Source organism: Acinetobacter indicus (genome assembly GCF_009914475.1).
GTDB lineage: Bacteria > Pseudomonadota > Gammaproteobacteria > Pseudomonadales > Moraxellaceae > Acinetobacter > Acinetobacter indicus.
Window position 1 is genome coordinate 122,201 of sequence record NZ_CP045198.1, and the last position, 14,894, is coordinate 137,094.

General features: G+C 48.6%; 14 protein-coding genes. 4 read left to right on the forward strand and 10 right to left on the reverse strand.

The window, feature by feature from the left end; translation table 11 throughout:
* Positions 1-40 precede the first annotated feature (40 nt).
* Genes GA693_RS01050 through hflX form a run of 3 tightly spaced genes read right to left on the reverse strand, consistent with a single transcriptional unit; the run spans position 41 to position 2,492 of the window.
* Complete coding sequence (locus GA693_RS01050; protein ID WP_016659801.1) at positions 41-715, reverse strand: LrgB family protein; 675 nt, start codon at positions 713-715, stop codon at positions 41-43.
* An 11-nt stretch (positions 716-726) separates the two neighbouring features.
* On the reverse strand, positions 727-1,098 hold the full coding sequence (locus GA693_RS01055; protein ID WP_045794996.1) for a hypothetical protein: 372 nt from the start codon (positions 1,096-1,098) through the stop codon (positions 727-729).
* 35 nt (positions 1,099-1,133) lie between these two features.
* Positions 1,134-2,492, reverse strand: a complete 1,359-nt coding sequence (gene hflX, locus GA693_RS01060) for a ribosome rescue GTPase HflX (RefSeq protein ID WP_171502414.1) — start codon at positions 2,490-2,492, stop codon at positions 1,134-1,136.
* Between the two features lie 367 nt (positions 2,493-2,859).
* On the opposite strand from hflX, the gene GA693_RS01065 reads away from it, so the two are divergent.
* Complete coding sequence (locus GA693_RS01065; protein WP_034597361.1) at positions 2,860-3,675, forward strand: lysophospholipid acyltransferase family protein; 816 nt, start codon at positions 2,860-2,862, stop codon at positions 3,673-3,675.
* Positions 3,676-3,696: 21 nt separating this feature from the next.
* Here GA693_RS01065 and GA693_RS01070 read toward each other — a convergent pair whose 3' ends face one another.
* Positions 3,697-5,277, reverse strand: a complete 1,581-nt coding sequence (locus GA693_RS01070) for a phospholipase D family protein (RefSeq protein ID WP_168382188.1) — start codon at positions 5,275-5,277, stop codon at positions 3,697-3,699.
* Positions 5,278-5,438: 161 nt separating this feature from the next.
* Between GA693_RS01070 and GA693_RS01075 the strand changes: the two genes are divergently transcribed.
* A complete protein-coding gene (locus GA693_RS01075; protein WP_104470660.1) occupies positions 5,439-6,449 on the forward strand; it encodes a metallophosphoesterase in 1,011 nt (336 codons plus the stop codon).
* A gap of 18 nt (positions 6,450-6,467) precedes the next feature.
* Here the strand turns inward: GA693_RS01075 and GA693_RS01080 are convergent, their stop codons facing one another.
* From GA693_RS01080 to trhA, 3 genes are all read right to left on the reverse strand, one after another.
* Complete coding sequence (locus GA693_RS01080) at positions 6,468-6,872, reverse strand: hypothetical protein (protein ID WP_160241588.1); 405 nt, start codon at positions 6,870-6,872, stop codon at positions 6,468-6,470.
* Between the two features lie 138 nt (positions 6,873-7,010).
* Positions 7,011-8,330: an MFS transporter gene (locus GA693_RS01085; RefSeq protein WP_160241587.1), complete on the reverse strand. Its 1,320-nt coding sequence runs from the start codon at positions 8,328-8,330 to the stop codon at positions 7,011-7,013.
* Between the two features lie 141 nt (positions 8,331-8,471).
* The gene (trhA, locus tag GA693_RS01090; RefSeq protein ID WP_160241586.1) at positions 8,472-9,113 is read right to left on the reverse strand and encodes a PAQR family membrane homeostasis protein TrhA; all 642 of its coding nucleotides are present in this window, start codon (positions 9,111-9,113) and stop codon (positions 8,472-8,474) included.
* 107 nt (positions 9,114-9,220) lie between these two features.
* On the opposite strand from trhA, the gene GA693_RS01095 reads away from it, so the two are divergent.
* Positions 9,221-10,441: a class I SAM-dependent methyltransferase gene (locus GA693_RS01095; RefSeq protein WP_160241585.1), complete on the forward strand. Its 1,221-nt coding sequence runs from the start codon at positions 9,221-9,223 to the stop codon at positions 10,439-10,441.
* A 10-nt stretch (positions 10,442-10,451) separates the two neighbouring features.
* The gene (locus GA693_RS01100) at positions 10,452-10,892 is read left to right on the forward strand and encodes a GNAT family N-acetyltransferase (RefSeq protein ID WP_160241584.1); all 441 of its coding nucleotides are present in this window, start codon (positions 10,452-10,454) and stop codon (positions 10,890-10,892) included.
* Between the two features lie 56 nt (positions 10,893-10,948).
* On the opposite strand, the gene GA693_RS01105 is transcribed toward GA693_RS01100, so the two are convergent.
* The 3 genes from GA693_RS01105 to GA693_RS01115 form a co-directional block, all read right to left on the reverse strand.
* Complete coding sequence (locus GA693_RS01105) at positions 10,949-11,281, reverse strand: hypothetical protein (protein WP_104473664.1); 333 nt, start codon at positions 11,279-11,281, stop codon at positions 10,949-10,951.
* 176 nt (positions 11,282-11,457) lie between these two features.
* Positions 11,458-13,590, reverse strand: coding sequence for a 3-hydroxyacyl-CoA dehydrogenase NAD-binding domain-containing protein (locus tag GA693_RS01110; protein WP_160241583.1), 2,133 nt, complete (start codon positions 13,588-13,590; stop codon positions 11,458-11,460).
* Between the two features lie 11 nt (positions 13,591-13,601).
* Positions 13,602-14,807, reverse strand: a complete 1,206-nt coding sequence (locus GA693_RS01115; protein WP_160241582.1) for an acetyl-CoA C-acetyltransferase — start codon at positions 14,805-14,807, stop codon at positions 13,602-13,604.
* Positions 14,808-14,894: the final 87 nt, after the last annotated feature.

Genomic DNA, 14,894 nt, shown 5'->3' on the forward strand with positions numbered 1-14,894 from the left:
ATTTTTTCATCAACACAAGATGTAAATATTGATTCTTGAGTCACATTTTTTGAATAAAGAGTATAAATGTTGGCAGCCAGACTGCGGTAAACACGGCATTCACCGCCATTCCAAATGCAGCATAACGTCCGGCCACACTACCGCGTTGCCAGGCTTGCGCTGTGCCAATTGCATGCGCAGCAAGGCCTAAGGCCAGTCCTGAGGCGCGCTCATCATTAATATGACGCAGCAGCAGCGGCGAGAAAGCGGCACCAATCACCCCAGATAAAATCACAATCAGAATGGCCAGACTGACCGGTGCTTCCAGTAGGGTGGCAATATTAATGGCAATTGGTGTGGTCACGGCACGGGTGGCAAATGCCATGATGTCATCGCCGGCCATATGTAAGAGATAGGCCAGTCCCATTGGCAAGGCTACGGCACTGATGCTGGCAAACAGCAAAATGCCCAGAATGGCTTTGAGCGGCAGATCATCATAGCGCATGGCCGCCAGCGGAATCGCCAGTGCCACGGTCACATAACCCAGCAGATGGTTAAACAGCGGATTGACCTGTGCCATATAATCTTCATAGGGAATGCCAAATACATACAGCAGTAGCACAATAAAAATCATGCCAAAGACAATGACCGGAATTTGCGGCAGTTTCTGGTTACAGGGTTTGGCAAGCAGATAGGCCACCAGGGTGATTAAAAAGCCATAAACAATTGCGAGCATGTTTTAATCTCCTAGAGCCAGCGTTTGGCCATTTTGGCATACAGCCATAACGGCAGTAGGGTGCTGAGAAACAGCACCACCAGAAAAGCCGGAATTTTATTGCCCATATGGGTCAGCATCAGCAGTGAGCCGGCACTAATCGGTAAAAAGGCAAACGCACTTTCTTTCATGATTTTATTGTTGGTATCGACAATCCGGGCTGGAATTTTATGCAGTCGGCGCCACAGGAAAAGCACCACCAGCAGGCTGAGTAAACCCATCAGGTTGCCCAGTTCAGGATGGTTGAAATAGGTCGCAATCCAGACGGCTGTTTCACGAAATACAATAATTAAGAGCAGTGTGCCAATCCAAGCTGGCCAGTCGATACGTTTAAGCCTGTTCATTTTTTATCAGTCGGTCATATTTTACTGTTCAAGTTTTAACTGATCTCATCATCAATTTCAAATTCTTCTAAAGGCCGTTTAAATTGCTGAGCCTTGGCACCCAGAATTTCGTCCAGCGGCAAGTGCGCCTGACGGATCATCTGTTCCAGTTTGGCAGGGGCCATATTTACGCGCAGATTCAGTTGTCCCTGCTCATCATAGTGCTCGGACTGAATCACATTCAGTTCATAAAACTGGTTGCGTAATTTGCCATAGGCCGGTTTTAATACCACATCAAAACTTTGAATCTGGCCCATCAGACATTCATGTACCGCCTGACGTAACAGTTCCAGTCCCTGACCGGAATGCGCAGAAATATAAACCCGCTCCGGCTGATGCGGCTTGGCATAGACAATTTTGGCCTGCTCGCCGGTGCGGTCGATTTTGTTATAAACCCTGAGCACCGGCACATCTGCGCCAATTTCTTTCAGGACGCGCTCAACTGCTTCAATCTGTTCCAGCATGTCCGGACTGCTGGAATCAATCACATGCAGCAACAAGGTTGCTTCCAGAGTTTCTTCCAGCGTGGCCTTAAATGATTCCACCAGCGAGTGCGAGAGATTACGGACAAAACCCACGGTATCGGCCAGCACCAGCGTACCAATCCCATCCCATTCCAGCCGGCGTAAGGTCGGGTCGAGCGTAGCAAAGAGCTGATCGGCGGCGTAGACATCGCTATTGGCCAGAATATTAAACAGCGTCGATTTGCCGGCATTGGTATAGCCAACCAGTGATACGGTAGGAACGGCGGCTTTTTGACGGGCCACACGACCCTGCATACGGGTCTGGCGGACTTTATCCAGTTTGGCTTTCAGCTGGCCCATACGAATTCTTAACAGGCGGCGGTCGGTTTCCAGCAAGGTTTCACCCGGACCACGTAAACCAATCCCGCCTTTTTGACTGTCCAGATTGCCGCGGCTACGAATCAGGCGTGAGGAGAGGTGATGCAATTGTGCCAGCTCGACCTGCAATTTCCCTTCATAGGTCCGGGCGCGCTGGGCGAAAATATCCAGAATCAGCTCGGTCCGGTCGACCACACGGCATTTCATGATTTTTTCAAGATTACGTGCCTGTGCCGGCGTCAACGCATGATCGAAAATCACCAGTTCAGCCTCGAGTTCTGCAACCAGCGCAGCAATTTCTTCCGCTTTACCGGAACCAATAAATAACTTGGCATCGGGTTTAATCCGCTGGGCAAACACATGCTGCAAAACTTCAGCGCCTGCAGACTTTGCAAGCAGATGAAATTCTTCTGCATCAAGGTCTTCCAAAATCTGCACGTTGACGCTCACGAGCACAACGCGTTCACCGCCTTGATGTTGCTGGTAATCTGGCACCTGGGCATTTCTCCTCATGAAAATTCTATTCTAGAGCAAAAAGCGCCAGCTGCGTGAACTAGATGAAGATGATTACAGCAGCATGACAAAAAGCAGGCGAATCCTCACAATCCCCAGTTTGGAGGCTGTATCATCATTTCGTGAGATAGAGGAATGGGCAGTTTGATAGTTGCCTCTGATCCACCAAGATCATCATGACATCGGTGGATTCGTTCTGGATCTATCTATTACAGCAAGACTGTAGAAGAATTGGCATAGCGCATTTCAATTGAGCGATCTGGACAGTTTTTCGATGCTTATGATCAATGTCTGGTCAATTGCTTCAAGATAGAATACAGTTCTCTGAACAATTCTTGCTGTGATTTTCGCAATTCACGATTATGCTATGTCTCAAGTTTCTTTATCTTCATCCGCTTCAATGAATAGTTTGTCCAAATTTTTTCTCTATTCTAAAAAAATCACTGCCGGTCTGGCAGCGGTGAGCGAAGGCTTTTATCTGGTGTATCGTCACAGCTTGTATAAGCAGCCGAATAATCCGCAGAATACCCGTTATGTGCAGCATTTTTGCCGTCAGTTGTGCAAGGTGTTCAATATTGAAGTCGAAGTGCATGGAGAAATTCCCACCCAGCCGGCCTTATGGGTCAGCAACCATGTGTCGTGGCTGGATGTGCCGGTGCTCGGTTCAGGTGCGCGGGTATTTTTTCTGGCCAAAGCTGAAATTGAGCAATGGCCGGTGTTTGGAAAGTTGGCCAAAGGTGGCGGGACCTTATTTATTAAACGCGGTTCGGGAGATTCAATTAAAATCCGCGACCAGATTACCCAGTTTTTAAAACAGGATGTGCCGGTACTGTTTTTCCCGGAGGCCACGACTTCGGATGGGACTAAAATTAAAAAAGTACATGGCCGTTTATTGGGCGCGGCAATTGAAGCGCAGCGTCCGGTGCAAATCTGCCTGATCTGTTATATCAACCAGCAGGGCGAGCTGGATACCGTAGCGCCGTTTATCAATGAAATGACCTTTATTGAGCATGTTAAAAATGTGCTGGAAATGCCGAAAGTCACCGCACATTTAATGGCTCTAAACCCGATTTCGGTAGAAGGGCATACGGTGGAAAGCCTGACCTCGCTGGTTCAAAACAAGATGATTGAGGGCTTAGAGCAGCTGCATCAAAAAGTCCTGATTCAGCAGGCCAGTGCTTAAGCTTTAACCTGTGTTGCAGGCTTACATAAAGCCTTCAATTGGCAGCCAGGAAATGATTTTCATGGCTGCTTTTTCATACCATTTCATTTTTGGTTCTTTAACAAATACGCGTTCTTCACCTTTGCTATTCACGACACGCCAGTTAATGTTGTTTTGTGCATCCAGCACCAGACGGTAGGCATATTTGGATAAATTGGCATCCATGGTCTGATGCACCGATTTCGCCAGCGTCGGACTGTTGAGCAATACCCCAATTTCACTGTTTAAATAGGCTGAGCGCGGATCAAAATTAAAAGAGCCAATAAAGACCTGTTTTTCATCCAGTGCCATCAGTTTGGCATGCAGGCTGGAACGGCTCAGGCCTTTTAAGCTGACTTTGGCTTTTTTCGACAGTTCTTCGGTATTGCTGTTCAGATGCTCGGCCTCGGGTGCATATAAAAACTCATACAGCTCGACATCATTTTCCAGTAAGTCCTGACGGTATTTGGCATAAAACGCGTGTACCAGCGGAACGTCATTGGCCTTATAGGAATTGGTCAGTACCCGCACCTGTACGCCGTCATTGGCCAGCTGTTTTAAGCGGTCAGCCCCGGATTCTTCCGGCACAAAATAGGCCGAAATAATATCCACACTTTCAGTCGGTTTTTCCAGATGACTGAGCAGCTGGAAATTCAGTAATTCTTCTTTGGGTGCGCGGTCTTTAATCTTGCTTGGCGAGTCTTTCACCACTTCTGCTTTGACCCAGTCAAACTGGATTTTGTGGTTAAACCACTGTTCAATGGCTTGGGAGCGTGTGGCTAAATCAAGATAATTTTGTACCGCCACTTCTGCAGAATGGTCTTCGAGCTGCTGTTTCAGGCTTTCATAACGCAGATGATGCTGCTGTGGATTGACCAGCTGCTTGACCGAATAGGCATAATCATCATTCCAGTATTCATCAAAGGAGTGAATGATTTCATCGGAGGCAGAACCGACCAGCATCACATCGACATCGGAAAACTGATAGCTGTCGCTGACGTTATAATACTGGTTACTCATATTGCGCCCGCCAATCAGGGCAATCTGGTTATCGGCAATAAAGCTTTTATTGTGCATGCGCCGGTTGATACGTTTTAAATCTAGCACCATGTCCATGGCGCGGTATTTACGGAAGCGGTACGGATTGTATAGCTTGACGTCGATATTGCTGTGCTGGTCCAGCGCCAGATAAATACCTTCCATTTTCTTGGCATTGTTATCATCGACCAGCAAGCGCACTTTCACGCCGCGATCAGCTGCGCGAATAATTGAATGTAGTGCCAGTGCCCCGATTTTGTCGTTGTCCCAGATATAATATTGCAGGTCTAGGGTTTCTTCTGCCTTATCAATTAAATACAAGCGTGCTGACAGGGCTTCCAGCGGATCGTACAGCACCCGATAACCGGTCAGCTGCGGATTTTTTTCACGCAGCGGCAATACAATCTGGGCCAGATGGGTATGCTCGGTTGGCGTTTCAAAAGCCATTTGAACCGGATGTTCAATCTGTTTGGGCAGGGTTGAACAGCCACTGACTCCCAACACTAAACTGCAACTCAACAGCATGGCCGCGGTAGAAGAAGACATAGAACTTCTCGCGTATGTATTTGATTGCAAATTAAATTTGTCAGGATGTATCATATTGTCTAAAACAAGTCCAAAATTTGGTTTGAGTATAATTGCCAGCTGTGAAAAGATAAATATAAGAACGGACGAATTTAGTCGCCGGGGGAGAGTCGGGCATAACTATGTGGGATAGCCAATCAATTATACTGTATTTCTATATCGGCTTGGCCATACTGGCAGTTTGGGCCGTGTCACAGGCGTGGCGCAGTCAGGCCAATACAGAAACGATTCATCCCTTTAAAGCCTTTGTGCATCTGCTGGCCTTTTATCTATCCTATTTATTAATTCCGCTGTTCTTCTTTAGTATTTATGCCGGCTGGATTGGCTATTACTCCTTGCATGAAGCCATTTTTATCGGGCTGGTCAGTGGTGTGCTGGTCTATGCGCGTTTTATTGAGCCACATCTGATTCTGGTCAAAACCACCCGCTATCAGATGCTGCCCGATCAGCCGCTACAACGCCCGGTCCGAATTGCCCTGATTGCCGACCTGCACATTGGTCTGTTTTCCGGGCATGAACGCCAGCTCAAGCAGATTGTCGCCAAGATTAACCAGGAAGAACCGGAAATGGTGCTGGTGGCAGGTGACTGGACCTATGAGCCGGAAAATAAACTGGCCGATGAGCTGGCAATACTAAAAGAGATTAAAGCGCCAATTTATTCTGTGACCGGCAATCATGATGAACAGTATCCTGGTCCGCCGATTCAGGAACTGCTCAAACATGCGCTTGAGGTTAATCATGTGATTGATATTGAAGGGCAGATTGTCGAGTTTGACGAGTTCCGCCTGATTGGGATTGGCGATTTATGGTCCGGCCGTACCGATATGCGCTATATGCCGGATTTACCGCAAGACAAGCCGTGGCTGATTTTGTCGCATAACCCCGATACGGTCGATATGGTGCCGAAATTGCCAACTCATCCCTTAATGCTGTCGGGGCATACCCATGGCGGTCAGGTGGAATTGCCGTGGCTGACCGATTATGTAATGAAACGCGTATCGATTGTCGGCCATAAAAAAGGCCTGTACCGGCATGAACATGCCGATGTGTTTGTCACTGTTGGTACTGGGATGGTGGGTGTGCCATTTCGTTTTCGGGTGCCACCGACCATTGATATTATTGAACTCTGCTAATGCCAAAAGGTGGGCGTTTTAAAAGACCCACCACAGCAAGGCAATCAGAATCACGACGCCAATCAAGACCAATACCCCGATATTCAGGCGGTGATTGTTCCGGTTTAAATCTTCAATGCCATTTGCCGCTGTTTCGACCGGGGCTTGTGCTTCGGTATGTAGCTGCGGGCGCGGTGGATCTTCAGTATCAAAATAGGGTGTGCTGATGTCGTCTATCGGTTTGGGGGCACATTCACCCTTGGAGGCCTCCATGGCCAGACCGTGCTGGCGAATCAGTTCATCAATCAGCTGCTGGGCTTCTGCTTCAGTCAAATGACTGTCTCTTCGGAGGTACTGCACCGCTTCATGGCGTTTGCCATCATCCAGCAACAAAATAACTTTCACCAGTTGTTCTTCCCGAAGGGTTTCAATCAGACGATCCATACAATGACCTGCTAGCGGGGGATAAGCTTTTATTGTTTCTAAACTTGGCCAGATGCAATAGTGTGTTTGTGTATGATTTTGCATCACAAATAAAAAACCAGCGTTATCTACGCTGGTTTTTTCAGTCAGATGAATGTTTTAAATCTGGCTGTTGACATCATCATGCTTGGTTTCACGAATTGCCAGGAAGGCCAGAAGTGACAAGATAGATGCAGCTGTCAGGTAATAACCCACGGCAGCCAGACCATATTCGGTCGCCAGTTTGGTGGCAATCAGCGGAGCAAAAGAGGCACCGAAAATACCGGCCAGGTTAAAGGTCAGCGCAGACCCGGTATAACGTACCGAAGTCGGGAAAATTTCTGACAGAACGGTGCCAATTGGACCATAGGTCAGCCCCATAATCGCCAGACCAATACACAGGAACAGGAACACCACCAAGGTATTGCCAGATTCCAGCATGCTGGCAAAAACCAGACCAAAGAGCGCCGATACAATACACACCCCAATAGACGTGGCTTTACGACCGAATTTTTCTGCCAAAATCGCTGAGAGTGGAATAAACGCTGCAAAGCACAGGGTAGCAATCAGCTGTAATTCCAGGAAGTCGGCGCGGCTATAACCGAGTTGGGTGGTGCCCCAGTTGAGCGCGAATACCGTGGTCAGATAGAACACCACGAACGTACAGATCGCGGCAATGGTGCCTAAAATCAGCATGCCCCAATGTTTGGTCATGACTTCTTTAAACGGTACATTCACTTCTTTCTGTTTGTTTAAAACATTCTGGAAAGCCGGTGTCTCATGCAGTTTTAAACGAATCCACAGACCAACAATCACCAGTAAAGCACTGGAAATAAAGGGAATACGCCAGCCCCAGCTCATGAATGCTTCTTCGCTCATGAACGCGCCTAACAACAGGAAGGAACCGGTGGCCAGAATAAAACCAATTGGAGCCCCCAGTTGCGGGAACATGCCGTACCAAGCACGTTTGCCTTCCGGTGCATTTTCGGTGGCCAGTAAAACCGCACCTGACCATTCACCGCCCAAGCCCAGCCCCTGACCTAAACGGCACAGGGCCAGCAGTAACGGTGCGGCAATGCCGATTTGTGCATAGGTGGGTAACAGGCCAATGGCTACAGTGGAAATCCCCATGGTCAGCAGCGCAGCGACCAGGGTGGCTTTACGCCCAATACGGTCACCGAGGTGACCAAACAGTGCCGCGCCAATCGGGCGGGCAATAAAGGCAATGGCAAAGGTGGCCAGAGACTGAATGGTGGCGGTCATTGGATCGCTACTGGTCGGGAAGAACAGGTACGGGAAAATAATGACCGCAGCAGTCGCATAAATATAAAAATCGAAGAATTCGATGGTAGTGCCTACCAGACTCGCGGTGAGGACACGAAATTTTGAGTTCGTTGGTGCTGCTTCTTCATTGATTGCAGCAGAAGTTGATGACGCCATGAATGACCTTACACTTATTAAAAATAAAAAATTAGTTTTACAAGCGTAATCTTTTTAAAAAAGGCGTAATTTCTTAAAAAAACAACGGCAATCGTTTCGATTCAATGCGCTCAGGGTCACTGAAATGGAGAATCAAAACAATTAAATCACGTACAGATAGATAGACAGAAAATGTGATCCTGCCCCGATCAATACAAAAATATGCCAGATAGCGTGTGTGTATCTTACCCGTTTTAACGCATAAAACAATGCACCAATCGTATAAGAAATTCCACCAATCAATAAAAAAGTCAGCGCAGGTGGACTTAAAAAGCGTTGCATATCATCAATCACCAGAAGTGCTAACCAGCCCATTACCAGATAGGCAATTAGCGAAATTTTCTGGAACCGGTTGATGAACACCAGCTTAAATACGGTGCCAATCAGGGCAATAATCCACAGTGCAATTAACAGATATTGCGCTTTGGCGGTGGGAATGGCGATAGACAGAAAAGGGGTATAGGTGCCGGCAATTAAATAATAGATGGCGGTGTGATCGAGCTTTTTATACCAGCCGCGGCGCTGCGGACTGTCGGCATAATGGTACAGACTGGACGCCGAAAACAATAGGAACATACTCAGCGCATAGACCCACAGCCCGATCCAGGGGCCGATAGTTAAATAACTGCCTTTAATCACTAAAAAAATACCGGCCACCAGCGCCAAAGCCGCGCCTATGGCATGGCTGATGAAGTTCATTCGTTCTTCAACCGGATCGTAGTCGGGTGCCAAGGGTGCATTCATAAGCGTGGGATCGTTATAATTAAAATATACGAATGTATAGTAATTCAATTTTGCATTTCGCGTAAGACGCTTTACACTTTAGCTGCAATTCATTTCAGGTTTTACTCATGTCTCAATTGGCGACTTCTCCCAATCCGGAACAACAATTTCTAGATGCGTTTCAGCAAGCCATTGAAACACAGCGTTTTGAGCGTTTAATTCTGAGTCAGTACAAAGGTGAACTTGAACAGCTGGAAAAAATGACCTTCCGGGTCATTTCTTTGCAAAATGAAGCTGTACTGAACTGTGTGTACCGATATAAAACCCAGGATGTCACCAAAAACTATCCGCTCACTGAGGCAGTGGCTCAGGTCAGCGCACTGCTAGGCTGCTGCAAACAGGCCAATTTATTGACCCTGGATGAAGACCTGCAGCTGAAAAAGAACAAGAAAAAAGCCATGCTGATGGTGAACAAGAAAAAAGCTGAGACTGCACCGGCAAGTGTCGCGCAAGGTCATGACCGCAGCAAACAGCGTTATGTCGAACAGGACAGCCCATTTTTGCAGCATTTAAGCATTACCGATCAGCATGGCCAGATCATTCCGAGCATGGCGCGAAAATGGAAACAGATTAATAAATTTGTGGAAATTTTCTCCGGGGCCGTGGAGCAGCTCAACACTCAAGATCAGCCCTTGCATATTGTTGATTTTGGTTCCGGTAAAGGCTATTTAACCTTTGCCCTGTATGACTATCTGGCCAAGCATCAGCAGATACCGTATGTGACCGGTGTGGAACTGAATCCGAAAATGGTCGCGTTCTGTCAGCAGGTGGCGCAAGATTCCGGCTTTCAGCAACTGGACTTTTTCCAGGGCGATGTCCGTACCTATGCACCGGAACAGCTGGATGTGATGATTGCCTTGCATGCCTGTGATGTCGCCACCGACTTTGCCATTCACACCGGCATTCGCCTGAATGCACAAATGATTATGTGCGCGCCGTGTTGCCATAAAGAATTGCGTCCGCAGTTACAGGCACCCAAAGTGCTGCAACCGATGCTGCACTTTGGAATCCATGCCGGACAGCAAGCAGAAATGCTTACCGATACCATTCGGGCTTTATTGCTGAAAGCCTATGGTTATGAGACCAAGGTGTTTGAGTTTGTGTCACTGGAACATACCAGCAAAAACAAGATGATTCTGGCCACCAAACGCAAAGACTATACTGCGCCAGATGCGGCGGTGCTGGCCCAGATTCAGGCCTTAAAAGAACTCTATGGCATTCAGAAACATTCGCTGGAGCTCTTGCTGAATGATCAGTGGGACCAGCAGGATATCGGACGTAAATGTTAAGGATAAAACAATGAGCCAGATCAGTATTCATGCCGGCAGCTGGCAGGACTTGCAGGCCGATGCCAAAGTAATTCGTGAAGCGGTTTTTATTCAGGAGCAGGTGATTGCCCCGGAAGATGAATGGGATCAGGAGGATGCAGTAGCGCTACATTTTGTCGCGTATGCACAGCAGCAGCCGATTGCCACCGCACGGTTGCTCTCCAACCATAGCATTGGCCGGGTCGCGGTCTTAAAGTCTTACAGGGGCTTAGGTCTGGGCAAGAAAGTGATGGAAGCCATTATTCAGCAGGCCCAGCAGGAGCAGCGTCCGTTTCTGGTGTTGTCGGCACAAGTGTATGCCACCGGTTTTTATCAGCAGCTTAGTTTTCAGGTCGAAGGTGAGGAATATCTGGACTGCGGCATTCCACATATTCGGATGCGCCGTGAATTGCATCCAACCGAAGAAAAATAGCAATCTGCATCCAATAAAAAAGCGGACATGGAGTCCGCTTTTTTAATATTTGCTGATTAGTGACCGTGTCCAGTGGTATCGCTATGGCTTTCATCCATGGCAGCGTGTTCCGCTTCGGTCATTTGATGCTGTTCTGCACTGGCCGCCGCACGAGCTTCACGTGCTTCGCGATCAGCCTGAGCTTTGGCTAAAGCCTCTTCAGACATGGCAGGCGCATTTTTAAACGCATGTTGCTGGGTGTTGTGTTTATTCTGCTGGCTTGGCATATAGTCCGGTTCATTGCTCACGGCAAGATAGAACAGGCCAAGAAATAACGCACCTAAAACCGAGAAAATAATAAGTGCTTTCCAACCCCAAGGAGATTTTTCTGGAGATGAGTGGTCGGTCATAACAAACTGCCCAATTGGATAAAAAGAAAACTGAATCTGTTGAAACTTTATAACATAATTATTTCAAAGTCCAAGCCAAGAAAATGCTTTCCTTGCGCCGAGGCGCGGCTCAATACTGTCGCCAGAACAGACAAGAGGCCCTAAAGGCCTCTTGAATGCTACCCAGATGGATGGGTTTAAATTTGTTCACCTTGCGCGACTTTATCTTTCAATAACTGCGGTGGGGCAAAACGCTCACCATAGCGTTGTTCCAGAGCTTGTGCTCGGTTTAGCGCATCTTTTAGTCCATATTGATTCAGGAACTGCAGGGCACCACCTGTCCACGGGGCAAAACCAATCCCGAAAATCGAGCCGACGTTACCATCTACCACCGATTCCAGCACGCCTTCTTCCAGACAGCGCAAAGTATCCAGCGATTGGACAAACAGGAAGCGGTCAATCAGTTCCTGCTCATCGACAGTCTGCTCTTTTTTCCAGTAACTGAGGCCTTCCCAGAGCGATTTTTTGCCACCTTCAGGATAGTCATAGAACCCGGCGCCGGCTGCTTTACCTTTACGGTTAAACTGATGGATCATGGTTTCAATGACTTCATCTGCACCTGAGCGTGGGCGTTCTTTGCCTTCCGCCTGCAAGGCTTTGCGGGTTTCTGCCGCGACATGCTCGGATAAGGTCAGCGAGACTTCATCCTGAATCGCCAGCGGTCCAACAGGCATCCCGGCTTTGAGCGCGGCCATTTCAATTTTGGCCGGATGGATGCCCTCTGCCAGCATACGCAGACCTTCCTGCACAAAGGTACCAAACACACGGCTGGTAAAGAAACCACGACTGTCATTGACCACAATAGGCGTCTTGCCAATCTGCTGGACAAAGTCATAGGCCTTGGCCACGGTTTCACGATTGGTGTTCTGGCCTTTAATAATTTCAACCAGTTGCATCTTATCGACCGGACTAAAGAAATGCAGGCCAATAAAACGGCTTTGATCGTTCGCGGCTTGCGCCAGACCGCTAATGGGCAGGGTCGAGGTATTGGAGGCCATCACGCCATCGGCAGTCAGATAGCCTTCGGCTTCCTGGGTCACCTGTGCTTTTAATTGCTGATTTTCAAACACCGCTTCAATGATCAGGTCACAACCAGCCAGATCTGCGGTTGAGGCCGTTGGGGTAATGCGTGCCAGAATCTGGTCACGTTTTTCTGCAGTCATCCGCCCTTGAGCAACTTTTTTATCCAGCAGTTTCTGGCTGTAGGCTTTGCCTTTTTCAGCATTTTCTACAGCAACATCTTTCAGGATGACCGCAATGCCTTTAATGGCTGCAGCATAGGCAATTCCGGCACCCATCATTCCGGCACCTAAAATACCGACTTTTTTCGCCTGCCACTGCGGAATATCCTGTGGGCGGCTGGCACCGGATTTAATGGCATTCAGGCCATGCCAGAAGGTGCCAATCATATTTTTAGAGACCTGACCGGTCGCCAGATAGGTAAAATAACGTGATTCAATGGTCAGTGCGGTATCGACATCAACCTGTGCACCTTCGACCGCAGCCGACATAATTGCTTCCGGTGCTGGATAACAGCCTTTGGTCTTGTCACGTAAAATCGCCGGAGCAATCGCCAGCATCTGCGCCACCGCTGGATGTTTCGGATCACCGCCCGGAATTTTATAGCCTTTTACATCAAACGGTTGTTGTGATTTCGGATGTGCCTGAATCCAGTTGATGGCTTTTTGCAGCATTTCATCTGCTGAGTCGGCCGTGTCATGGATCAAGCCCAAAGACAGAGCTTTTTCTACCCCAAACTGTTTGCCTTCGATTAAAAATGGAAAAGCAGTTTGCAGGCCGAGCAGACGTACCATCCGCACGATGCCGCCACCGCCTGGCAGCAACCCTAAAGTCACTTCGGGTAAACCGAATCTGGTTTTCGGGTCATTCAAGGCAATGCGGTGATGGCAGCCCAGCGCCAGTTCCCAGCCACCGCCAAGAGCTGTGCCATTTAAGGCAGCCACCACCGGAATACCACGCGTTTCGATATAACGCAGCTGGGCTTTCATGCCTTCCACCATCTGGAAAAAATCGCTGGCCTGTTCCGGTTGAGCCTGAATCAGTTCATCGAGATCACCGCCGGCAAAGAAGGTTTTTTTGGCCGAACGGAAGATAATTCCGGCAATCTGTTCATCGGCTTTGAGTTTTTCCACGGTTTCCGCCAAAGCGGCACGGAAATCTGCATTCATGGTGTTGGCGGACTGGTTTGGCGAGTCTAGCGTTAAGATTACAATATTGTCGGCGTTTTTTTCGAATTGAATAGCGCTCATGCGGCTCCTCCTTAAACCAGTTCAATAATGGTGGCAATACCCATACCGCCACCGACACATAAGGTGGCCAGACCACGTTTTTTGCCCTGACGTTCCAGCTCATCCAGCAGGGTGCCTAAAATCATGGCACCGGTGGCCCCGAGTGGATGACCCATGGCAATTGCACCGCCGTTGACATTGACTTTGGCCGGATCGACCTGCATCTCGTTAATAAACCGCATCACCACCGCCGCAAAAGCTTCATTGACTTCAAACAGGTCAATGTCCTCAATGCTTAAGCCAGCTTTGGCCAGAGCTTTACGGGCTGCCGGTGCAGGACCGGTGAGCATGATGGTCGGGTCAGCACCAACCAGTGCCGTGGCCAGCACTTTGGCGCGTGGTTTTAAACCCTGTTCCTGTACGGCTTTTTTCGAGGCCAATAACACCAGCGCGGCACCATCGACAATACCGGAGGAGTTACCGGCATGATGCACATGCTGAATTTTCTCGACTTCAGGATATTTTTGCAGTGCAATGGCATCAAAACCCATCTGTCCCATCATTTCAAAACTTGGATTGAGTTTGGCCAGGCCTTCCGCGGTGGTATTCGGCTTAATAAATTCATCTTTGGCTAGAATTACAACACCGGCTTTGTCCTTGACCGGCACAATTGAACGCTCAAAATGACCATTGGCCTGCGCAGCCGCGGCTTTCTTTTGTGACTGCTCGGCAAAGGCATCGACATCGGCACGGCTATAGCCATCAATGCTGGCAATTAAATCGGCACCAATGCCTTGCGGGACAAATTTCGAGGCCATGTTGGTTTCCGGGTCCAGCGCCCACGGGCCGCCATCTGAACCCATTGGTACGCGGGACATTGACTCCACTCCACCGGCGACGACCAGATCTTCCCAGCCAGAGCGGACTTTTTGCGCGGCCAAGTTCACGGCTTCTAGACCGGAGGCACAGAAACGGTTGATCTGCACACCTGCCACATCATTGTTCCAGCCGGCAGCAATCGCTGCTGTTTTGGCAATATCGGCACCTTGATCACCGACCGGTGTGACGCAGCCCAGCACAATATCATCGACCTGGGCAGTATCCAGCTGATGGCGCTGTTTTAATTCACGCAACAGGGTGGTGACCAGACTGATCGGTTTCACTTCATAGAGTGAACCATCTTTTTTTCCTTTTCCGCGTGGTGTGCGAATGGCATCAATAATATAAGCCTCGCTCATGTGCTATCCCTTTGATGAGTTTTAAATTGTTATGCTTTTTGAGTGTAATGATTAATTGATGAAGTGCAATGACGAGAACGGGCGAGG